Origin of the sequence: Mixta mediterraneensis, from assembly GCF_030283135.1 — a bacterium.
GTDB classification, from domain to species: Bacteria; Pseudomonadota; Gammaproteobacteria; order Enterobacterales; family Enterobacteriaceae; genus Pantoea; species Pantoea mediterraneensis.
This window is the reverse complement of sequence record NZ_JASUAZ010000014.1, coordinates 18,000-39,397: the sequence shown is the minus strand read 5'-3', so window position 1 is coordinate 39,397 and position 21,398 is coordinate 18,000. Positions and strand designations below refer to the sequence as shown.

The following is a 21,398-nucleotide window of genomic DNA, read 5'->3' as shown; positions in this document are numbered from 1 at the left end:
ATCTATGTTGTATCGTCGTTTTGAACGTTTTATCAATATTTTTCAGGATGCTCCCACCGATACGCCGCCATCCTCAGTCTGGCCTTTCTATCTTTATTACCTGCGTCAGGTGTGGCCCAGTTTCGCCGCGCTACTGGTCGTGGGGCTAGGATCAGCGCTGATTGAAGTAGCGCTTTTCAGCTATTTAAGCCGCATTATTGACCTGGTTAACCATTCAACACCCGCCAGCCTGTTCAGTGATAACGGGCGAATTTTATTGTGGATGGGTTTTGTCGCGCTGATCCTGCGGCCAGTTTTTATTGCTCTGCATGACATGCTGGTACATCAGAGTATTAATCCCAGTATGACCAGCATGATCCGCTGGCAACACCACAATTATGTGTTGCGTCAGAGCCTGAATTTCTTTCAGAGCGATTTCGCGGGGCGCATTGCACAGCGCATTATGCAAACGGGCAACGCGCTGCGTGATTCTGCGGTGCAGCTGGTAGACGCTATCTGGCACGTGCTGATTTATGCCGTGACCTCGCTGTTCTTGTTCGCCGAGGCGGACTGGCGTTTGATGATCCCCCTGGTGATCTGGATTATTGCGTATAGCGCCTCGCTGCGTTTCTTTGTGCCACGCGTGAAAGCGCGTTCGGTGGTGTCGTCGGAAGCGCGCTCAAAATTGATGGGAACCATTGTGGATGGATACACCAATATCGCCACCATCAAACTGTTCGCCCACAGCGATTTAGAACGTCAATACGCCCGTGAAGCCATCCAGGAGCAAACCGATAAAACACAGCATGCCAGCCGCATGGTGACCAGTATGGATTTAACGCTGTCAGCGCTGAACGGCCTGCTGATTGTCTCCACCTCCGGGCTGGCGCTGTGGTTATGGAGTGAATCGCTGATTAGCGTCGGCGCCATCGCGCTGGCGACCGGCCTGGTGATCCGCCTGGTGAATATGTCTGGCTGGATTATGTGGGTAGTGAACGGCATTTTCGAAAATATCGGCATGGTGCAGGATGGCCTGAATACCATTGCCCAGCCGCTCAGCGTGCAGGATGTACCAAAGGCTAAAGCGCTGGAAGTCACACGCGGCAATATCCGTTTTGAAGATGTGCGCTTCGATTACGGCGGTGGCCGTCAGGTCATTAACCGCCTCAACCTCGACATTAAACCCGGTGAGAAAATTGGACTGATTGGCCCGTCTGGCGCAGGCAAATCCACTATGGTGAATTTACTGCTGCGGCTGTACGACCTAAACGGTGGCCGCATTATGATTGATAATCAAAACATTGCAGACGTCTCGCAGGAGAGCCTGCGCGGCCAGATTGGCATGATCACTCAGGATACCTCGCTGTTACACCGCTCAATCCGTGAAAACTTGCGGTATGGACGCCCCGATGCCAGCGAGCAGGAACTGGCGACGGCAATTCATCGTGCCCGTGCCGATGAATTTATTCCGTTACTGTCCGATTCGCTGGGACGCACCGGATTAGATGCGCACGTTGGTGAGCGCGGCGTGAAGTTGTCGGGCGGTCAACGTCAACGTGTGGCGATTGCGCGCGTATTACTGAAAGACGCGCCAATTCTGATTATGGATGAAGCGACCTCCGCGCTTGATTCGGAAGTCGAAGCAGCCATTCAGGAAAGCCTGGAATCGTTGATGCAGGGTAAAACGGTGATCGCCATTGCGCACCGTTTATCAACCATCGCGAAAATGGATCGCTTAGTCGTGCTGGAGAAAGGTGAGATTGTCGAGATGGGCAGCCACCGCGAACTGCTGGCACAAAACGGCCTGTACGCCCGCTTATGGCAACATCAAACCGGTGGTTTCGTCGGCGCCGATTAATCACCACGTCGATAGGGTAAGGCGTCGCGCGCTTCCTCAGCCCAGGCGCGCACGCCCTCTCTTTCCTGCTGAAGAAATTCATTCACGGCTTCGCGCAGGCCCGGATGCATTAAGTAATGCCACGAATGGGTGATCAGCGGCTCGAAGCCGCGCACCAGTTTATGCTCCCCTTGCGCCCCCGCATCAAAGCGCTGCAATCCTTCGGCGATAGCAAAATCCATTCCCTGATAGAAGCAGGTTTCAAAGTGCAGCCGATCGAACTCTGCCAGACATCCCCAATAACGCCCATAGAGTGCTTTACCATCCTTGAGGTAAAACGCCATCGCGGCCGGTTGCTGCTGTAGGCGTGCAATCACAACGCGGATATTTTGTGGCATCCGCTCAGCCAGCAGGCTAAAGAAATCACGCGTCAGATAAGGCCGTTGACCGCGTACCGCGTAGGTATTGGCGTAGCAGGTATAAACAAAATCCCACTGCTCCTCACGCAGCTGATCGCCACGATAGCCGTCAAATTCGAAGCCGCTCTGCATTACCTGTTCACGCTCTTTGCGCAACTGTTTGCGCTTACGTGACATTAGCGTGTCGAGAAAATCCTGGAAGTCGCGATAGCCGCGATTGTGCCAGTGATATTGAAGCCCCAACCGTGCCAGCCAGTTTTCACTTTGCAATAACCGGTTAGCCTGTGCATCAGTGAAATTAATATGCGCGCTGCTCAGGCCGCTTTTGCGCAGCGTTTCCGGTAAGGCAACCAGCAGCTGAGCGACTGCACTGGCGTCACCGAGCAAGCGCGCGCCAGTCACCGGGCTAAAAGGGATCGCGCCGAGCCATTTGGGATAATAGCGAATGCCTGCGCGCTGGCTGGCATCGGCCCACGCGTGATCAAAGACGTATTCGCCCATTGAATGGCGTTTGCGGTAGCCGGGGATTGCGGCACGTAATATGCCGTTTTCGCGCCACAACAGGTGATCGGGCTGCCAGCCGGATTCAGCGCGCACACTGCCGCTCTCCTCAAGGCTGGCAAGAAAAGCATGGCGTAAAAAAGGTTGATCGTCAGGTAAGATCGCATCCCACTCGGCGGCAGCGATTTCCGCTAATGAAGTCAGGTGAATCAGCGACATCAACAACTCCAGATAGGTTCGGGCGAGCGATCAGTCAAGCAGGTTTTTGGAGATAGGGGAAGCGCGATGGCACCTAATGTGAAGGTTGCGAGCCGCTTATTTACCCGTCTATGGCTGCCAGCCATCGTGATGGATCGCCTTGTCGGCGATCGGAAATTTGTTACCATGCGTGGAACTGTTAGTATCGATCACATCAGCCCGGTCATTATTCAATCAACACATTGCATCTCAACTGTATGGTCCGCCAGACCCAGCCCTGAGTCATTACGGTTTTCAAGGAATAAACATGGCAAAAGCACTGGTGATTTTTCTGCATGGCGTAGGCAGCAACGGCGACGATCTTGCACCGATTGGTCGGCATTGGTCATCATTTTTACCGGATGTGGCGTTTGCTTCGCCAGATGCGCCTTACGCCTTTGAGCAAGGGTTCGGGTATCAATGGTTTAGCCTGACAGGCGTAACTGCAAAGAACCGCCCAGCCCGCGTGCGTGCAGCGCGGGATGCATTTGACGCCACAATCAGCGCGATCATGGCGCAAAACGGCATGGCCGATCGCTGGGAAAACGTCATGCTGGTAGGTTTTTCACAAGGATCGATTATGGCGCTGGATGCGTTGGCAAGCGGACGCCATCCGCTGGCGGGCGTGGTCGCTTTTTCAGGCCGACTGGCGTTTGATGGTCCGCTTACGCCGCAAGCTTATACGCCGGTTTTGCTGATTCATGGACGCGCCGACGAGGTTATTCCGTGGCGCGAAAGCGAGTCAGCGACAGAGCGGCTTAAAAGCGCTGGCATCGCCACCGAAACGCGGTTTGAACCTAATACCGGACATACGATTTCTGCCCAGGGCGCGATGGATGCTGTAGCGTTTATCGCGCAGTGTTTACAGGATTAAGGCCAGTAACGATTCAACGCTTGCCACGCTTGTTGTGCCGCTTCGGCCGGCGGCAAGCGTTTAAGCGCATCGTTAAAGACTTCAATCCCAACCGGACCTTGATAACCAACGCTTTTCAGTTTATCGACAAACTGTTCAATTTCGATAATGCCGTCACCCGGCAGCAAGCGCTGATGACGCGCCATATCGATTAACGCTTGTTTATCCTGCGACGGTCTTTCTGCCATATCGCACAGTTGCACTTCATAAATACGATCGGCGGGAATGCCGTCCAGCTGCGATGCATCGCCGCCAGGGGCACAAATGTGGAACAGATCGACCACCAGACCGATATTGGGCTGATCGAGGCGCTGCAAGCGTTCCCATGCCAGCGGCAACGTATTATCAACGCTACACCATGCCATTGGCTCGTACATAATGCGCATTTTATAGCGCGCGGCTTCCGATGCCATCCAACGCAAATCATCATCAATGCGTTCGGGAATGCAATCTTCACGCGTACTGGCGGGCGCCTGAATAGTGTCACAGCCCAGCGCCTGCGCCATCTGGATAAACTGGCGCAACTCTTCACGCTTCTGGATACGTAAGCCAGCGGACGTGCCGGTAGAATCGCGTAATACCTGCAAATTGGTAAAACCTATCCCTTGCTGATCCGCAAATTGCGCTAACGCTGCAGCGCCCTGCTCGCTGGCTTGCACATCCTCACGCCAGATTTCGACCTGATCGAAACCCGCCGCCTGTGCCGCCTGCAATTTTTGCTCGGGCCCACCGTGTAACAACACCAGGTTAAGGAATTTAGGGTTATGGCTCATTAACGGGCTCCTTAATCGTCTGGATTAATCGGTGTCTGAATATTCAGGTTCAGTTGTTCACGCCTGGCAGCAGCGCTTTCTTTACAGAACCTGAAACAGTATCTACCTCTTAAGTGTTATTTCAAGGACGATTTCACTCCCTTTACGCGTCAGGCATCACCCCAGCGCATTGATGGCAGCAAAGCCGATAAAGGTCATCAGCAACGAACCCGTAACGTGAATGAACACGCTCGACATCGCCCAGAAATACTTACCTGATTGTAGCAGCAAGATAATTTCAGCAGAGAAGGTGGAAAAAGTGGTCAGGCCGCCACACAAACCGGTGACGATCAGCAGTTTCCAGGTCTGGTCGATATGCGGATTTTTTACGAACCAGGCCAACGCAGCGCCGATAATAAAGCCGCCGATTAAATTCACGATCAACGTGCCAGGCGGCAGATTAGGAAACAGCGCGTTAAAACGCAGCGAAATAAGCCAGCGCAACGAACAGCCAACCGCCCCGCCTAACATTACGGCTAACAGTGATTTCAACATCAATAATGCTCCTGATTAAGAATGACGCGCAGGCTAGCGGTGAGAGGCAAAAAACGCACCTGACACAGCCGCTCCTGCGCGAGGATTACGGTTTATGTCAGGCGTCATCAGCCGCAGATTAAATCCACAGCGGTTGGGAAAGGTGGAACGCCATCACCTTAAGGGGACGATAATACGTGCCAGAGTAAAAACTGACAACTCAGGGAATTAAGGACACCGCAACGCGAAACGCGGAATTTTTATCGCTCAGCCGTGCACTTTCAAGTAGGTTGGAATGCCCAACCTAAGCGGGTTTCCCCTTAACCAGGAGAACATCATGCGCACCTTGATTTTTGATACTGATATTGGTGTTGACGATGCCTTTGCGCTGGCATATGCCGCAAAAACGCAGCGTCTGCTTGGCATTACCACGGTTTTTGGCAATGTCAGCGTGCATCAGGCAACGAAAAATGCCCGGCTGTTTTGCGAGAAAATGGGAATCGTTGCGCCGGTTTATCGCGGCTGTTCCCGGCCGCTGGCTCTGGCACCTGGCGCTCCCGCTAAGCTACATGGCGAGGATGGGCTTGGCGATGCGTTCGAGAATACCTACAGTGACCAGGCGCCAGGCGCGGTGCAGTTCATTATTGATAGCGTGCGTGCGCAGCCGCATGAAATCACCCTGGTGGCGATTGGCCCGCTGACCAATATCGCCAGCGCCATTAATCAGGCGCCCGACATCATTTCGCAGGTAAAAGAACTGGTGATTATGGGCGGCGCGTTTGGCACCGACGGACATGCGGGCAATGTGACGCCGTTTAGTGAATTCAATATCTGGAAAGATCCGCACGCTGCCGATCAGGTGCTGTCCTCAGCATTGCCGGTTATTTTATTGCCGCTGGATGTTACTCACAAAGTGCTTATTCGCGGCGAAGAAATGCATCAACTTAATCAGCCGGTATTGAGCGCTATTTGCCGTCCTTACCTTGCTTACAGCCTGGCGAAAGAAGGCTTTGACGGCATGGCGCTACACGACACGCTGACCATTTCCTGGCTGTGTTTGCCCCAGGCTTTTACTCTGACAGAAAGCCCGCTACGGGTTATTACCGAAGGCATCGCCAGCGGGCAAACGGTGCGTAAACTCAGCGCGTTAGCGTCACGCGAGGATGCTTTTCGCGATCTGCCCACACAGCGTATCGCTTTACAGGTTGATGCCCAGGCGGTACGTACGCACTTTTTTAACGCACTGAAAATTAAAGATTAAAATGGATAACCCCTTTGATTAACTCGCGATTATTAATCACCTGCGGCTCAAAAGTCTCAGCCAGCGTCGAGAAAGCAAAATGTTTATTCAGCATCATCCCGGCGTGTAATTTACCGCTGGCCATCAACGCCCGGACGTGATCAAAGTCCTCACGTGTCGCATTGCGGCTGCCCATCAGCGTGGTTTCTTTTTTATGGAATTCACTGTCAGGGATGACCAAATCACCTTTATGCAGGCCGACATAAACAATGGTGCCACCGTGGCGCATTAAATTTACCGCGTTGTTCATCGCTGCCGGGCTGCCGGTAGCATCGATCACTTTTAGCGCCAGTCGGCCATTAAACTGTTCACGCAGCGCGTCGTAAAAACCGTCGTCTGCCGGATGTAACGCCACCAGGCCCAGCTTGTCTTTCACATGCTGACGACGAAACTCGCTGGTATCTGCAACCACGACTTTTGCCCCGCTCGTAGCGGCAATCGCGGCCACGCCAAGGCCAATCGGCCCTGCTCCCACCACTAACACATGCTCATCGGCAATAATGCCGGCGCGACGTACCGCGTGGGCGCTGATGGCAAAAGGTTCAATCAGCGCGGCGGCTTCCGGCGCCACATCATCCACAGCCAGCAGGTTGCTGACCGGCACATTCAGGTATTCACAAAAGCCGCCATCCTGATGCACGCCGATGACCGAAATCTTTTCACAGCAGTTGGTTTTACCGCTCTGGCAGGCATCGCAGCGCTGGCAGGCAAGATAAGGGATCAGCGCCACGCGCTGGCCTGGCGTAAAACCGCAGGTGCCGCTGCCCAGCGCGACCACTTCGGCACATAATTCATGGCCCAGTACGCGTGGATAACTAAAGAAAGGCTGATTGCCTGCCCAGGCGTGAATATCGGTTCCGCAAATGCCGGCGGTGAGAATTTTAATCAGCGCTTCGCCTGCGGCGGGCGTGGGCGTTTCACGTGTCGCCCACACCATTTTACGCGGCTCTGCAATAACCAGCGTTTTCATTATCGTCATGATGATCCTCCCATTGTCTTGCAGGCATTTATGACGAATCACGCGCCGCCCGTGGATTTCCGCTGTGGAATCTGTGAAGCACAACGATTTTTTTGGGCTTTGAATGGTTTTTAATGCATAAAAAACCGGAGGCGATATGAGTCGAAGCCAGAATTTGCGGCACAACGTGATTAACCAAATGCTGGAAAGCATTGCTCAGCGCCATATCCGATCGCCTCTGCCGCCGCAGGCTGCGCTGGCCGAAATGTTCAATATCAGCCGCACTACGGTACGCCACACGCTGCATTATCTGCATCAACGCGGCGTGCTGGAAAAGGTTGAAGAGAGCTACGTTATTGTGCGCGATCCCACCGACGATGACGGTTTTAGCGGGTTAAAGCCCCCCATAGAACAGCAGGTCAGTCAGTTCGAGCAGGCGTTTTTTAATATGATTAACCAGCGCCAGTTGATGCCAGGCGATACCTTCAGCGAGCTCCAACTGGCACATCAGGTAAAAGTCAGTCCGGTGGTCGTGCGTGAATTTCTGCTGCGCTTTATGCGTTATGATCTGCTGGAGCCGGTAAAGCGCGGGCAATGGCGAATGAAAAAGTTTACTCAGGATTACGCCGAGAAGTTATTTGAGCTGCGTGAAATGCTGGAAACACATGCGCTGAGTCGCTTTCTCAACCTGCCTGCTGAGGATGAACGCTGGATTCAGGCGCGCGATCTGCTGGATCGCCACCGATCGATGCGCGATACCATTGCCAGCAACTATCGTCACTTCGCCGCATTAGATAAACAGATGCATTCGCTGATTTTATCCGCTGCTAACAATCCGTTTTTCAATCAATCGCTGGAAATTATTTCGGTGATTTTTCACTCGCATTATCAATGGGATGAAAGTGATTTAAAGCAGCGCAACATTGTGGCTCTGGAAGAGCATATGACGATACTCACGGCGCTTATTGGCCGTCAGGACGTGGATGCGCTATGTGCATTGCATACTCATTTAGCAACAGCCAAATCTTCAATGGTGCGCTCCATTCACCAATATCATTAAGTACCGATTAAAAACCGCAAAGCATTAGCTCCCGCACGAAACCGAAACATCTTTGCAACATTATCCTGTCATTGCTTTTAGTCTCGACGGCAACGTCAAGGCGTCTCTCCTTTTGACCGCCGCGCGAACATCCGCTTTCACCATAACGATAAGTATTCAGCTCTGGGAGGTTGCAATGGACAAGACATCGGTTACCGGCCGCGATACCAGGCCCGGTGAGCCTGCCGTTCAGGATTACATCCCGATGCGCAGCGATGTGGTGCGCTCGCCGCGCATTCGTAAAATTCAGGTAACGGCCATGCTGCTGTTGCTATTCGCCGCCATGATTAACTATCTCGATCGCAGCTCGCTTTCTGTTGCCAATATGACTATCCGTGAAGAAATGGGCCTGAACGCGACGGAAATTGGGTTGCTACTGTCTGCATTTTCGCTGGCATATGGTTTGGCTCAGTTGCCGTGCGGTGCGCTGCTGGACCGCAAAGGTCCGCGCATTATGCTTGGTGTGGGTATGTTCATCTGGTCGCTGTTTCAGGCAGCCGCCGGGCTGGTGCATAACTTTACTCAGTTTATCTTCGTGCGCATCGGCCTGGGCGTGGGTGAAGCGCCAATGAATCCGTGTGGCGTTAAAGTCATTAACGACTGGTTCAACATTAAAGATCGCGGTATGCCAATGGGCATGTTTAACGCCGCCTCAATGATTGGCCTTTCCGTGGCTCCGCCTATCCTGGCGGCCATGCTGCTGGTACTTGGCTGGCGCGGCATGTTCGTTACTATCGGCATTATGGGTATTTTTCTTGCCGCTGGCTGGTACATGCTTTACCGCGATCGTGACAACAATACGCTGAGCGCAGAAGAGATTAATTATCTGCAAGCGGGTAGCGTGGCGTCACGGAAAGAACCTATCAGCTTCAAAGCGTGGCGAGGCCTGTTCAGGCAGCGCACCATGTGGGGAATGATGATTGGTTTCAGTGGGATCAATTACACCGCATGGTTATATATCGCCTGGCTGCCGGGCTACCTACAGTCAACCTACAATCTGGATCTGAAAAGCACCGGCCTGCTGGCGGCGATTCCCTTCCTGTTTGGCGCTGCGGGCATGTTGCTGAATGGCTATGTGGTGGATGCGCTGGTACGTCGTGGTTACGATGCAGTAAAAACCCGTAAAGCGTGTATCGTCAGCGGTATGGTGTTGTCTGCCGCGTTCACCGCCATTGTGACGCGGGCCACCGATACCACCAGCGCGGTAACGCTGATTGGTATGGCGCTGTTCTGCATCCACTTTGCCGGAACCTCGTGCTGGGGGCTGATCCATGCCAATGTGACAGCACGTATGACGGCGTCGGTCGGCAGCATTCAGAACTTTGCCAGCTTTATCTTCGCCTCGTTTGCCCCGGTGATTACTGGCTGGGTACTCGATACCACCAAATCATTCAGCCTGGCGCTGATGATTTGTGCCTGCGTCACCTTAGCTGGCGCGCTGGCTTACCTGGTGCTGGTGCGTAAACCGATTACCGACAACGATTAGTCCCTGCCGTGACGGCGCTGTTTAATTCAGCGCCGTCAGCGTTACACCGTGTCGCACGCCGTAACGCTGAATCCCTGAAATGACTTTTTCGACGCTGAGCGGTGGAGGGGGTGGCAACAGCGGCGCCCGCTCACGCAGCGCTGAGTCGAAGCGCGCTAGTGTGGCGAAGTCACGCGGAAAACGTTCAGTATCAACGCCAACGAAGGCCCCCTCATCCCGGGCAAAATTCAGCAATTCCTGCCAGCGTGAAATTTCTGCCAGCCCAATACTTTCCGTACCATGTGAAAACAGCATCATGTCGATATTGCGGAACGGTGGCTGTTTTTCCAGAAATTTTTGCAACGTTGCCGCTGATGACGAAGTACAAAATACCAGCCAGAACGGGATCGCGTGCTGATGCATGCTGCACCAGGGATCCATCAACAAGAAGCTGTCTACCGTCAGACGAGTCGGCAAAATACCTGCCGCCAGATACCAGTCACGATAAATTTCAGCGACGACAAAACTCAGCGCTTCCGGCTCTTCATAGCGGATTTCCATCAGTTTCAGGCCCTGCGAAGTCGCCAGGCTTTTTAGCGGCGAAATCAGATAACCGTCTAAACCCCATTCCGCTTCCGGTACCGTGTCGGTGACAGCAGGCGCGTCCCATTTATCGCGTCCGATACCATAACGCGCCAGATAGCCAGCAACACGCGGCCCGCCTTGCAGATACTCTTTTTCGGTCGCGCCGCCCAACGCCCCAAACTGAAAGAATGAGCGATCGCTGGTGCGCGTGACCGGCCATTGTCGCGTACAGTGATTAATAAACAGTGTGGAACCGGCTGGCAAACTGCCCATCAAAAACTCGTTAAACGCCAGCGGCAGTGCACGCATTTTCAGGCGGTAGTAACTCATTTGATCGAGCATAAGCCGGTCCTGATTCGGATCCTGCATGTGATGGACCGCCAGCTGCGGCCAGGCCGCCAGCAAAGCGGCCGCTACCGGCTTGCCTTGTTCAAAACCGGCCTGGGCATCATCGGGATCGTTATTCAGGGCACGCACCGGGCAGAGAAAAGTCTGGGGAAGCCACGGCACGCCCATTGCCGCTGCCAGGTGAATCATCGCCCCGTTCGACGAGCCGATAAACGCCGCCGGGTAGGATTGCTGGGGATATTCACTCACCATCCATTCGGCGATGCCCTCAATATCCAGTTCGCCCGCTTGTTTCAGGGTGATGCCTTCCGCCATGCCACCAACGGCGTAGCCCCATTCACGCAACCGCCTGGGAAGTTTATTTAGTGATGGCAGCAGCCGATCCAGCGTTGGCGACTGGCTGGGGCTGGCGAATGGGCGATCGTGCAGGGCGTTGGCCAGCGCCACCAACATCGCAGCAGAGGAGTCAAAGCGGGCAATACCTTTTGGCGGTTTACTCATGATGATTCTCCTGCTGAACGCGCGCCAGGAAGGGACGGATCGCGCGACAGAAACTCCATGGATAGACAAAGTGCAGCGTATGAGTGCCGCCTCGCAAAGTGAGGGTTTCACCGTTAGGCAGTAGCGCGGCAAGCTCTTCGACCCAGCGTGTTGGCGATACGGGATCGCGCGAGCCACGCAGCAGCAACGTTGGCGCGGTGATATAGGTCAGCCGCCGCTCAATATGATCGCGCATCATGGCGCGCAAGGTGCCAAAGGCGCGCCATAAGCCGGCTTTGGCGTAGTCAATTAACGCCAGTTCGCCCGGTGGCCGATGTGATTCCAGCCGCCCGTTGCGCCAGTCACGCCATATTTGCCGTGGCAGACTGCGCGCATGACGATCAACGGTTGGACCTTGCAACACTAATCCAGCCACCGCGTCCGGGTGCTTCACCGCCAGCGCGGCCAGAATCTGGCAGCCAAACGAGTTGCCGATCCAGATGGCCCGCTGAAAATTGTTGTGCTGCAACCATAACCACAGCGCATCGGCTAACGCATCCACCGATAAAATCGGCGCTTTCGCCGGTAGCGCACTGGCGCCAAATCCAGGCAGATCGGGGACTAAAACGTGATAGTCACGGCTTAACGCTAACGCCAGATCTTCCATTGCCCGGCCCGACATCACCAGGCCGTGAATCAGCACCACCGGCAAACCGTGGCTTTCATTAGGTGTGACGCGGGTGAAAATGCGCCAGTCACCAATCTGCTGATAATAACCGGCTAATCCAGCATGATGGCTGCGCGGCGAAACGGGCGGCGTTTGCTTTAACCGCTGCCACTTCTTAATGCCCCACAGCGTGGCAGCGGTTGCTAACCCCACGCCTGCCACCAGCGCAGCACGCTGTCGTCGTTTACTCTGGATAGTTCGTCTCATCCGTTGCTCCTGTTCCGACGTAATAATTCAGTGTAGGTCGGGATTCAGCGGCAGGCGGTTAATCATTCACTGTTCAGGCCACCACTGTGCTGGCAGTAGCGACGAGCTGAAATATTCCGATGACGGCATGGCTTCTTCCAGTTTCAACCTTTGTCTCATCGCTAAACGTGGGCCACGCTGGCCGATGAAGCGAAGAGGCTCACAGTGTCTGGCGACAACGAGAATGCCAGGATGCAGGCAATCAATCACAGATCAAAATCGTCAGCTCGCAGCACACCGCGGAAAGGATGCTTTGCCGATCAGGAAGAAAAAGATGAGAAACTGTCGTACGGCCTCGCTGTAATAGCGTTTCGCGTGCAGATAGCCAATCAGAAGAGAATTTATTTGATACACAAAAGGAAAACGGGAGGAGAAGTGATAATCACCGGTCAATCCCTGACCGCGATTATCGAGGGTTACTTGCCCGCGATGCTTAGTTCAAAGCACCCGGCGGTACGTGTTTAAACATCTCAACATATGCGCGGAACACGTACTTTATCATGCGTTTCATGGGATACCCGGTTAAAAATTAGTTGAAGAAATACGAGAAAAGTATAACTTCTGCGCATTTTCCGGGCAATAAATTTTGAGGAAGATCACAAAATTTCTGTTCAGGTGCAGGCTAAGCGCTTAATTCAGATAGCCAAGATGCTCTGCCAGAATAGTAGAGCCAACGGCAATCAATACTAAACCACCCAGAATTTCCGCCCATTTACCCAGGATCGGGCCGATAAAGCGTCCGACCAGCACGCCGGTAGTTGCCATAACGGTGGTGGCCGCCCCAATAGTTAACGCCGTGGTAATGATATTCACCTGGAGAAAAGCCAGGCCGACGCCCACTGCCAGCGCATCCAGACTGGTCGCGACGGCGGTGGTTGCTAATACCATAAAACCGTGACGCTGCGGTGCTTCGCAGGGTTCTGCCGCCGTCTGGCGAAACCCTTCCATCATCATGCGAGCGCCAAGAAACGCCAGCAGGGCAAACGCTACCCAGTGATCCCACGCCATGATATAGCGGCTGGCAGCCAGTCCAATCGCCCAGCCAATCAGCGGCGTTAAGGCTTCGATTGAGCCGAAAATCAGACCGGTACGCAGCGCTTCTTTAAATCCGGGACGATGCAGTGTCGCACCTTTGCCAAGTGCAGCAGCAAAAGCGTCCATGGACATACCTAATGCGAGAATGAGCGTAGCAATAAAAGTCATGATTTCTACGGTTGCGATGAAAAAGTCAGCCTTTACGCTGCTTTCACCACACATTTCGTTCAGTAATGAAAAAGTGCGCGCAGTCTAGCACGCATATCAAGAGATAAAAAGACAGTAAAATCATGGGTTTAAGCATAGCAAAGGCTATACCTCTTAACTTTCGCTATGTTTGCCGCTAAGTCGATGGTGTAAAAGCCTTTTCTCGGTTCTTTAGGCGTGTTTGTGAACGCATCGGATAGCGCAGCACGCCGTTGTGGGATTGAACCGCAGGGCAGATTGCCGGAAAATGTCGGGCTAACCTTTAGAGAAATGTCGTAATGAATAATCCCTTCGAAACCTTAGTTATCCCCGGCGGCATCCTGCTGCTTAGCTTCCTTTCTGCCCTGCTATTGCCTGCGCCGGCGTTTGGCATCCCTCTGGCGCAACATCTGCTGGAGATTTTCCATTTCCAGGATCTCAGCCAGCTTTATACCGTGGTGTTCTGTATTTGGTTTTTGCTGCTGGGCACGCTTGAATTTTTTGTGATTCGCTTTGTCTGGCGTCGTTGGTTTCGCGTGTAAGATCGCGTCCAGGTCCTGGCAATGCCGTTTAAACAGAGTAAAGCGCGATGGCTGCACGTATCCGCAGCCTTCTTTTCAGAGCCACAAATATGTAACATTATTTTTACGATAATGGGATAACCGTCACGTCGATAAAAAAACGCACAAATTCTCAACTTCATTTTAATCATTAAAAATCAATTAGTTAATAAAATCGCTTAAAAATAAATCAGTAAAGGGCATCTTTTCCGTCAAAGCAAAGCTGTAACATCTCATGCCGTTAACTTACTGAGTTAATGCAAAAAAATTCCTTATACCCCGTCAGCTTTGATGATTAATTCTTATGCTGAATCATTTCTGCATTTAAAAAATAAACAAATGTTTAATTCAGATGCGAGAATGTTATATTCGCAAGACAAAGCATAACGTGCAGTTAACCGTTATCACCGCTTTAACCTATACCTGAGTCTTAACCTTTGAGAAGTAGCGCAACGCGCTCGAAAGAAGCGTGTCTATTTCGCCTGCAAACCTGTTGAGCTTCAGGTCAACAGAAGAGGAGATGTCGCCTCATGTGCAAATCAGCAGTAAACCTCGCGCTCGCGATGAGTGCCATCGGCAAGGACACCACCATCACGCAGGTGCGTAAAGACGTAGACGTGCTGCTTATTGGCGCAGGCGTCATGAGCGCAACCTTAGGCGCCTGGCTGCAAGATTTAGAACCGGACTGGTCGATCGAAATGGTCGAGCGGCTGGACAGCGTGGCGGAAGAATCATCTAACGGCTGGAATAATGCCGGTACTGGCCATGCCGCGCTGGCTGAACTGAACTATACGCCGCAAAAAGCCGACGGCAGCATCGACATCTCTAAGGCGGTAGCGATTAACGAATCGTTCCAGATTTCTCGCCAGTTCTGGGCTTATCATGTTCAGAAAGGCAACCTGCGAAACCCTAAAAGCTTTATCCATAGCACGCCACATATGAGTTTTGTCTGGGGCGACGATAATGTTTCTTTCCTGCGCAAACGTTATCAGGCGTTGCAGAAAAGCACGCTGTTTCGCGGTATGGATTACTCAGAAGATGCGCAGCAGCTTGAAGCCTGGATCCCACTGGTGATGAAGGGCCGCGATCGGACTCAGAAAGTGGCAGCAACCTGGACCGAAATGGGCACTGATGTGAACTTCGGGGAAGTGACGCGCCAGTTGATCGCTTCGCTGGAAAAAAAACCAGGCTTCCGTCTGCGTCTGCGTCAGGAAGTACGCGATATTACCCGTCTTGATGATGGTCGCTGGCAGGTCACGCTACATTGTCTGACGAACGGCACACGGCGCACACTGACGGCAAAAACCGTATTTATCGGTGCTGGCGGCGCCGCGCTACCGCTGTTGCAAAAAGCCGGTATCCCGGAAGCCAGTGGATATGCCGGTTTCCCGGTAGGCGGCTCCTTCCTCGTCACTGAAAACCCGGACGTGGTGAAGCAGCACATGGCGAAAGTCTATGGCAAAGCCAGCGTTGGTGCGCCGCCCATGTCAGTGCCACATGTGGACACTCGGGTTTTAGATGGCAAGCAGGTACTGCTGTTTGGACCCTTTGCCACCTTCTCTACTAAGTTTCTTAAGCAAGGCTCGTTGCTGGATATGTTCGCTTCAATGAACAGTTCGAACCTGCTGCCGATGATGCACGTTGGTCTGAAAAGTTTTGACCTGGTGAAATATCTGATGGATCAGGTGCTGCAAAGCGATCGCGATCGGATGGATGCGCTGCGCGCCTATGTGCCGCAGGCGAAGCAGGAAGACTGGCGTCTGGTGACCGCTGGTCAGCGAGTCCAGATCATCAAGAAAGATGAGGAACAAGGCGGCGTGCTGCGCCTTGGCACCGAAGTAGTGGCGTCAGAAGATGGTTCCATCTCTGCGCTGCTGGGCGCGTCTCCGGGGGCGTCAACCGCCGCGCCAACCATGCTGGAGCTGCTGTATAAAGTGTATCCAGAGCAAATGGCATCGCCAGAATGGCAAAATAAAATCCGCGCGGTGATCCCTTCCTGGGGTCGTAAGCTGAACGGCGACGTGGCGCTGACCGAGAGAGTGCTGGCTGAAACCAGCCGCATCCTGCAACTCGATTACGCGCCGGTAACGCCCATGGCGGCCAACGACGAAGCGCGCGAAACAGCGCACGTTGTGGGAAAGTAACCCGTTAATTCTCTTCTCAGGGCCTCGCATGACGAGGCCCTTTTGTTTCGTGGCGTCCTGGTCGACTGGCTGATTCTCTATTAGGGTTAGTGGTGTGCTGCATCACTTTGCCCGCTGAATCAGGAGAAAACTGTATGTCCCAGCCGACCGCCGCCGATGAACTCACCTTACTGGATCGCTACTGGCGTGCCGCCAATTATCTGTCCGTTGGACAGATTTACCTGATGGAAAATCCGCTGCTACGCGAGCCATTAAAACCAGAACACATCAAACCACGTCTGCTTGGGCACTGGGGCACCACGCCGGGGCTGAACTTTATCTATGCACATCTGAACCGCATCATTCGCCAGCGCGATCTGAACCTGATCTATATCTGCGGGCCGGGGCACGGTGGACCGGGGATGGTAGCCAATACCTGGCTGGAAGGCAGTTATAGCGAAATCTATCCGCACATCAGCCCGGATGCGGAAGGTATGCAGCGGCTATTTAAGCAGTTCTCTTTTCCTGGAGGCATTCCGAGCCACGCGGCCCCAGAAACGCCCGGTTCAATCAATGAAGGCGGCGAGTTAGGCTATTCACTGGCGCATGCCTTTGGCGCCGCCTTCGATAATCCGGATTTAGTGGTGCCTTGTGTGATTGGGGATGGCGAAGCCGAGACCGGGCCGCTGGCGTCAAGCTGGCACGGGATCAAGTTTCTCAATCCTGAGCGTGACGGCGCGGTGCTGCCGATCTTGCATCTCAATGGCTACAAAATTGCTAACCCAACGATTCTTGGGCGCGCCAGCGATGATGATCTACATCAGTTATTCAGCGGCTACGGCTACGAGCCGCTTTTTGTTGCGGGTCATGAACCGGAAAAAATGCATGTCCAGATGGCCGAAGCGCTGGATAACGCCTTTGAGAAAATCGCAGCTTATCAAGCGGAAGCTCGTGCAGGTAAGGTCACAGAAGGCATTCCACCCTGGCCAATGATTATTCTGCGGAGCCCGAAAGGCTGGACAGGCCCACAAACGGTTGACGGCAAGAAAGTGGAAGATTTCTGGCGGGCGCATCAGGTGCCGGTTTCCGCCTGCCGTGAAAATGACGCGCATCGCAAGATCCTTGAGGAGTGGATGCGCAGCTATCAGCCAGACGATTTGTTTGATGAACACGGTCGGCTTAAAGCCGAATTGCAGGCGCTGGCACCCCAGGGCGATAAACGCATGGGGGCATCTCCCTTTGCTAACGGCGGCTTATTACGACGTGAGCTGAACACGCCAGATATAGGTGAATTTGCATTCGACACGCAGAAACCCGGCTCACAACAGGCGCAGGCTACCGAGCAGCTTGGCCGCTATCTGAGCGCAATTTTCCAGCGTAATAAAGATAATTTCCGTCTGTTTGGTCCCGATGAGACCGCCTCAAACCGCTTAACGCCCGTGTTTGACGCCACGAATAAAACCTGGCTGGAAGCGGTAAAACCTTATGATGAACAGCTCGCACGTGATGGCCGGGTGATGGAAATTCTCAGCGAACATCAGTGCCAGGGCTGGCTGGAAGGTTATTTACTTACCGGCCGTCACGGCTTGTTCAACTGTTATGAAGCGTTTATCCATATCGTCGATTCGATGTTTAATCAGCATGCTAAGTGGTTGAAAGTGTTGCGTAAACTAGGCTGGCGCAAACCCATCTCATCACTCAATTATCTGCTTTCGTCCCACGTCTGGCGTCAGGACCATAATGGCTACAGTCATCAGGATCCCGGCTTTATTGATCATGTTGCCAACAAAAAAGCCGATATTGTACGCATTTATCTGCCGCCCGATGCCAACACGTTATTGTGGGTGGGCGATCACTGCCTGCATACCTGGGATCGCATCAATGTCATTGTGGCCGGTAAACAGCCGTCGCCCCAATGGCTGGATAGGAACAGCGCGATTGCCCATTGCGAAGCCGGGATGGGCGAGTGGTTATGGGCAGGCTCTACACCTGAAGGCGAGTCACCGGATGTGGTCATGGCCTGCGCCGGTGACGTCCCGACGCTGGAAACGATGGCAGCGGTTGATCTGCTGCGCGGTTACCTGCCTGACCTGCGTATTCGCGTGGTAAACGTGGTGGATTTGCTGGCGCTGCAAACGAAGGAGCAACACCCGCATGGCAAATCGGAAGAAGAATTCGATGCGCTGTTCACTCAAGACAAGCCGGTGATTTTCGCCTTTCATGGCTATCCCAGTCTGATACATCGGCTGACTTACCAACGCAACAATCACCGCAACTTCCACGTACGCGGCTTTATAGAAGAAGGCACCACCACCACGCCCTTTGATATGACGGTGCTAAACGAACTCGATCGTTATCATCTGGCGCAGGAAGCCATTCTGCGCGTGCCGGGACTGGCGGATAAACATCCCGAACTGTTAGATGATTTACAGGAACGCATCGCCGAGCATCATCGCTATGTCCGTGAATATGGCGAAGACGTGCCGGAAGTGCGCAACTGGTTATGGCCATCGCAGGACGCGCCGGGCGCGCCAGATTAAGCGTTGAGCGCCGCCACCAGCATCCAGGCTGTCGCCGCCACCCGCGACAGCGCCCTCAGAACGTTAAACAGACGGCGCTTTTACTCAATCTGTAAATGGCGGCGCAGGCCATCGCCCAGCGCCGTCCAGACTAAAATGCACGATAGACTGAGCGGTTGTGTCGCGTTAACGGCGGCAAGTCAGCAAAATTGACGTTGCCGGTTATTCAGGTAGCCAGAAAATAAAATTGCTCCACAGGTGATAATCCTTCACGTTGTGGGTTTTGCCCTTTACGTATCATCAGGCAACACCGAAAAACAGGCTGTTACCCGACTGCACCTTAATACGACACAACCCTCTACTCTGGCTGGATTAAAGCATTACCCCTGGATTTTCATGTTTTACGCCGTCATCGCAACGGCGATAAATTAATCACGCCCGGCCTGGCGGAAAAACAATAACCGTTCTGAGCATGAACCCACCTAACTTTAATTACTGATTAATCGTTACCGTCTTTTTATCACCATATTTACATTGCTTCGTCGGAATGCTGGCAATCATTTTATCAATCTCAGGCTGGGTGATATTTTTTGCGATTGAAAAGTTCACGACACCACCTGATCGATGATCGGGTGACGCATAGTTGCCATCCGGTAAATTATTGTCTGTACTGTATTCCAGCTGATACCAGCCTTCTACCGGTGATGTTGAAACATGGTCATATCCATTTGCGATGGGTACAGAAATACGAGGGTGGGATTCATCCTGATCCGTCAGCTTTTGCAGATTTTTATCTTTGAAGAACAGTCTGTAGCGTTTTTTATCCGTAGGATAAGCGGTAATTATCGGACCACTGCTATGTTCCTGACGAATACGCATGCTATTACTGTCATCCGGCGTAATGAAATAGAGCGTTGGCATACGCTCTGGGTCTTTCGTCACGTAACGTAAATTACGTACCGTCGCCATCTCTTTGATTTGTTTCAGGCAAATTTGCTGATCCGCACTCAGCGCTGCGTGCTCATCCTTTGAAATAGTATTATCTGTGGTTGGTTTAATAGGATCGATAGTTTTGTCGTCACTGGCACTATCATGATTATTTTCAGCGGCACCTATTTTTTTCCATGCTTTATAGTTACCGTGATTTTTTCTGGATTTTCTGTCGTGCACCACTGTGACTGATAGACACTCCCATTATAATTTACGGTGTCATTCTTGCAGTATTGGGTTCCGTTTTTCCATTCCTGATGACTGGCTGCCGTTGCACCTAATGTAATTGCCATGCATCCCATGAGTAATGAGAGCTTAAATTTTTTTGTGATTTTCATTTTATAACCATCCTTGCTAAGAAAGGGAATAGTATATTTTTAAAATACGGCAAGAATCCTCCACTTCCCGGAAGAAGAAATTCGTTTTCTGATTAAGTTATTTCTTTGTGGCGCGTAGAGAAGGAAGAAACGGGAGGATTGTGTCGCATTAAAGTGTCGTCACTGGATAAGGCGTTTTGTTGGCATAAACGCAACGTGAACAGAGGATGGTGTATGGACGAAATCTACCTTAAATCAGAGGAGGTTAGCCATTGGTGGTTACGATCATCATCTCCGCACGCTGCGTCGTCGTTATGTCATCAGTCTGGAAGCGCGTGGACTGACTGCGCGCTCCTTTTCCCAGATATGCGGCCACCTTACCGCGCGGTGGCTTTGTTTTCTGAGTTGAATTGCCAGGTAGCGTGATGAGAGACCTGATCAGCTATTACAGGAGCAGATTTGCGTCACGCCGGATGTGCGCTGTTCCTTAAGCGAGCGCTATTATCATGCGCTGCACCGATCCTGATGTTATCCGTTCGATGATCGGTATACCTGGACAATTAAGCGTGCCGGGGCGATAGGCTGCGAACTGACCGGTCTGGCGCCAGGCCAGAATTACGGCGTGCCGTTGCGGCCCCAGACGGTGTAGCCGTGGCGCTCGGTCAGGCGTTCATAGTAGGTACGCACTGCCGAATAATCAGGATGATCCAGCGGCGTTTCAAACCAGCGGTTTACTGCAAGGCCAATGGGAATATCGGCGAGCGTAAAGTGATGACCGGCAACGAAGCGGCCGGTTTTTTCCAGCTGCTGATTGAGAATATTCATGGTGTGTGTCCAGCCTTTACAAGCGGCGGCCAGCAGGCGCGGATCCTGATGTGCAGGTGAATGACGGACCAGCGACATAAACGCGTAGCGCCACGAGGTATTCAGCTCGGTAGATTGCCAGTCCATCCATTGATCAACGCGTGCACGCGCCTGCGGTTGCGTCGGGTAAAGCCATTCGCCGCCGTAGGCATTGGACAAATAGCGCAGAATGGCGTTGGATTCCCATAGCACAAAGTCATTATCTTTAAGCACCGGGATCAACGCGTTAGGATTGAGAGCCATAAACTCCGGCGCATGCAGCGATTTAACGTCGTCGCCCCACTGCTCGCGTTCGTAATCCAGCTTCAGCTCATCACACAGCCACAAAACTTTGCGCACGTTTATTGAGGTGGTGCGCCCGAGAATTTTCAACATAGCCAGCTCTCATAGTGAAATGTTTAACTTATTCATAGCGCTGTTAACA

18 protein-coding genes, 1 pseudogene and 1 riboswitch are annotated in these 21,398 nt (G+C 52.8%); of the genes and pseudogenes, 9 read left to right on the top strand and 10 right to left on the bottom strand.

The features are described from left to right. Positions 1-4 precede the first annotated feature (4 nt). On the top strand, positions 5-1,837 hold the full coding sequence (locus tag QRY16_RS10815) for an ABC transporter ATP-binding protein (protein ID WP_289776583.1): 1,833 nt from the start codon (positions 5-7) through the stop codon (positions 1,835-1,837). On the opposite strand, the gene QRY16_RS10810 is transcribed toward QRY16_RS10815, so the two are convergent. After that, positions 1,834-2,955 carry a GNAT family N-acetyltransferase gene (locus QRY16_RS10810; protein ID WP_289776582.1) on the bottom strand — a complete coding sequence of 374 codons (1,122 nt, stop codon included), beginning with the start codon at positions 2,953-2,955 and terminating at the stop codon, positions 1,834-1,836. The genes QRY16_RS10815 and QRY16_RS10810 overlap by 4 nt on opposite strands. A 286-nt stretch (positions 2,956-3,241) precedes the next feature. On the opposite strand from QRY16_RS10810, the gene QRY16_RS10805 reads away from it, so the two are divergent. Beyond that, positions 3,242-3,847, top strand: a complete 606-nt coding sequence (locus tag QRY16_RS10805) for an alpha/beta hydrolase (protein ID WP_193406052.1) — start codon at positions 3,242-3,244, stop codon at positions 3,845-3,847. Here the strand turns inward: QRY16_RS10805 and QRY16_RS10800 are convergent. Both QRY16_RS10800 and crcB read right to left on the bottom strand, forming a co-directional pair. Further along, complete coding sequence (locus tag QRY16_RS10800; protein WP_289776581.1) at positions 3,844-4,659, bottom strand: sugar phosphate isomerase/epimerase family protein; 816 nt, start codon at positions 4,657-4,659, stop codon at positions 3,844-3,846. The two genes, QRY16_RS10805 and QRY16_RS10800, sit on opposite strands and share 4 nt — an antisense overlap. 156 nt (positions 4,660-4,815) lie before the next feature. Next, a complete protein-coding gene (gene crcB / locus QRY16_RS10795) occupies positions 4,816-5,193 on the bottom strand; it encodes a fluoride efflux transporter CrcB (RefSeq protein ID WP_289776580.1) in 378 nt (125 codons plus the stop codon). A 91-nt stretch (positions 5,194-5,284) separates the two neighbouring features. Beyond that, positions 5,285-5,360, bottom strand: a riboswitch (Fluoride riboswitch). Positions 5,361-5,509: 149 nt separating this feature from the next. Between crcB and QRY16_RS10790 the strand changes: the two genes are divergently transcribed. Then, a complete protein-coding gene (locus QRY16_RS10790) occupies positions 5,510-6,433 on the top strand; it encodes a nucleoside hydrolase (RefSeq protein ID WP_289776579.1) in 924 nt (307 codons plus the stop codon). On the opposite strand, the gene QRY16_RS10785 is transcribed toward QRY16_RS10790, so the two are convergent. After that, entirely contained in the window at positions 6,423-7,451 is a 1,029-nt protein-coding gene (locus tag QRY16_RS10785; protein ID WP_289776578.1) for a zinc-binding alcohol dehydrogenase family protein, read from the bottom strand. The two genes, QRY16_RS10790 and QRY16_RS10785, sit on opposite strands and share 11 nt — an antisense overlap. 136 nt (positions 7,452-7,587) lie before the next feature. On the opposite strand from QRY16_RS10785, the gene QRY16_RS10780 reads away from it, so the two are divergent. Then, positions 7,588-8,490 carry a GntR family transcriptional regulator gene (locus tag QRY16_RS10780; RefSeq protein WP_289776577.1) on the top strand — a complete coding sequence of 301 codons (903 nt, stop codon included), beginning with the start codon at positions 7,588-7,590 and terminating at the stop codon, positions 8,488-8,490. Positions 8,491-8,665: 175 nt separating this feature from the next. Then, positions 8,666-10,015 (top strand): MFS transporter, encoded by a 1,350-nt coding sequence (locus QRY16_RS10775; protein WP_289776576.1) that lies wholly within the window; start codon positions 8,666-8,668, stop codon positions 10,013-10,015. Positions 10,016-10,036: 21 nt separating this feature from the next. Here QRY16_RS10775 and QRY16_RS10770 read toward each other — a convergent pair whose 3' ends face one another. From QRY16_RS10770 to mntP, 3 genes are all read right to left on the bottom strand, one after another. Further along, positions 10,037-11,428, bottom strand: a complete 1,392-nt coding sequence (locus tag QRY16_RS10770; protein ID WP_289776575.1) for a hypothetical protein — start codon at positions 11,426-11,428, stop codon at positions 10,037-10,039. After that, the gene (locus QRY16_RS10765) at positions 11,421-12,341 is read right to left on the bottom strand and encodes an alpha/beta fold hydrolase (protein ID WP_289776574.1); all 921 of its coding nucleotides are present in this window, start codon (positions 12,339-12,341) and stop codon (positions 11,421-11,423) included. Before QRY16_RS10765 ends, QRY16_RS10770 begins: the two co-directional genes overlap by 8 nt. Positions 12,342-13,010: 669 nt before the next feature. Then, a complete protein-coding gene (gene mntP / locus QRY16_RS10760) occupies positions 13,011-13,583 on the bottom strand; it encodes a manganese efflux pump MntP (protein WP_193406060.1) in 573 nt (190 codons plus the stop codon). A 317-nt stretch (positions 13,584-13,900) separates the two neighbouring features. Here mntP and QRY16_RS10755 point away from each other — a divergent pair, with 317 nt between their 5' ends. From QRY16_RS10755 to QRY16_RS10745, 3 genes are all read left to right on the top strand, one after another. Continuing rightward, positions 13,901-14,143: a DUF1158 domain-containing protein gene (locus QRY16_RS10755; RefSeq protein WP_193406061.1), complete on the top strand. Its 243-nt coding sequence runs from the start codon at positions 13,901-13,903 to the stop codon at positions 14,141-14,143. A 548-nt stretch (positions 14,144-14,691) separates the two neighbouring features. After that, positions 14,692-16,305, top strand: coding sequence for a malate dehydrogenase (quinone) (gene mqo, locus QRY16_RS10750; protein WP_289776573.1), 1,614 nt, complete (start codon positions 14,692-14,694; stop codon positions 16,303-16,305). 134 nt (positions 16,306-16,439) lie between these two features. Beyond that, complete coding sequence (locus tag QRY16_RS10745) at positions 16,440-18,824, top strand: phosphoketolase family protein (protein WP_289776572.1); 2,385 nt, start codon at positions 16,440-16,442, stop codon at positions 18,822-18,824. 471 nt (positions 18,825-19,295) lie between these two features. Here QRY16_RS10745 and QRY16_RS10740 read toward each other — a convergent pair whose 3' ends face one another. Both QRY16_RS10740 and QRY16_RS22200 read right to left on the bottom strand, forming a co-directional pair. Next, a complete protein-coding gene (locus QRY16_RS10740; RefSeq protein ID WP_289776571.1) occupies positions 19,296-19,973 on the bottom strand; it encodes a hypothetical protein in 678 nt (225 codons plus the stop codon). After that, positions 19,916-20,086, bottom strand: a complete 171-nt coding sequence (locus QRY16_RS22200; RefSeq protein ID WP_419776122.1) for a carbohydrate-binding protein — start codon at positions 20,084-20,086, stop codon at positions 19,916-19,918. The genes QRY16_RS10740 and QRY16_RS22200 overlap by 58 nt, the downstream gene beginning before the upstream one ends. 289 nt (positions 20,087-20,375) lie before the next feature. Between QRY16_RS22200 and QRY16_RS10735 the strand changes: the two are divergent. Then, positions 20,376-20,759: pseudogene (locus QRY16_RS10735) on the top strand (aminotransferase-like domain-containing protein); the annotation flags it as partial. Here QRY16_RS10735 and QRY16_RS10730 read toward each other — a convergent pair. Then, on the bottom strand, positions 20,726-21,349 hold the full coding sequence (locus QRY16_RS10730; protein WP_289776570.1) for a glutathione S-transferase family protein: 624 nt from the start codon (positions 21,347-21,349) through the stop codon (positions 20,726-20,728). The pseudogene QRY16_RS10735 and the gene QRY16_RS10730 overlap by 34 nt on opposite strands. Positions 21,350-21,398 lie beyond the last annotated feature (49 nt).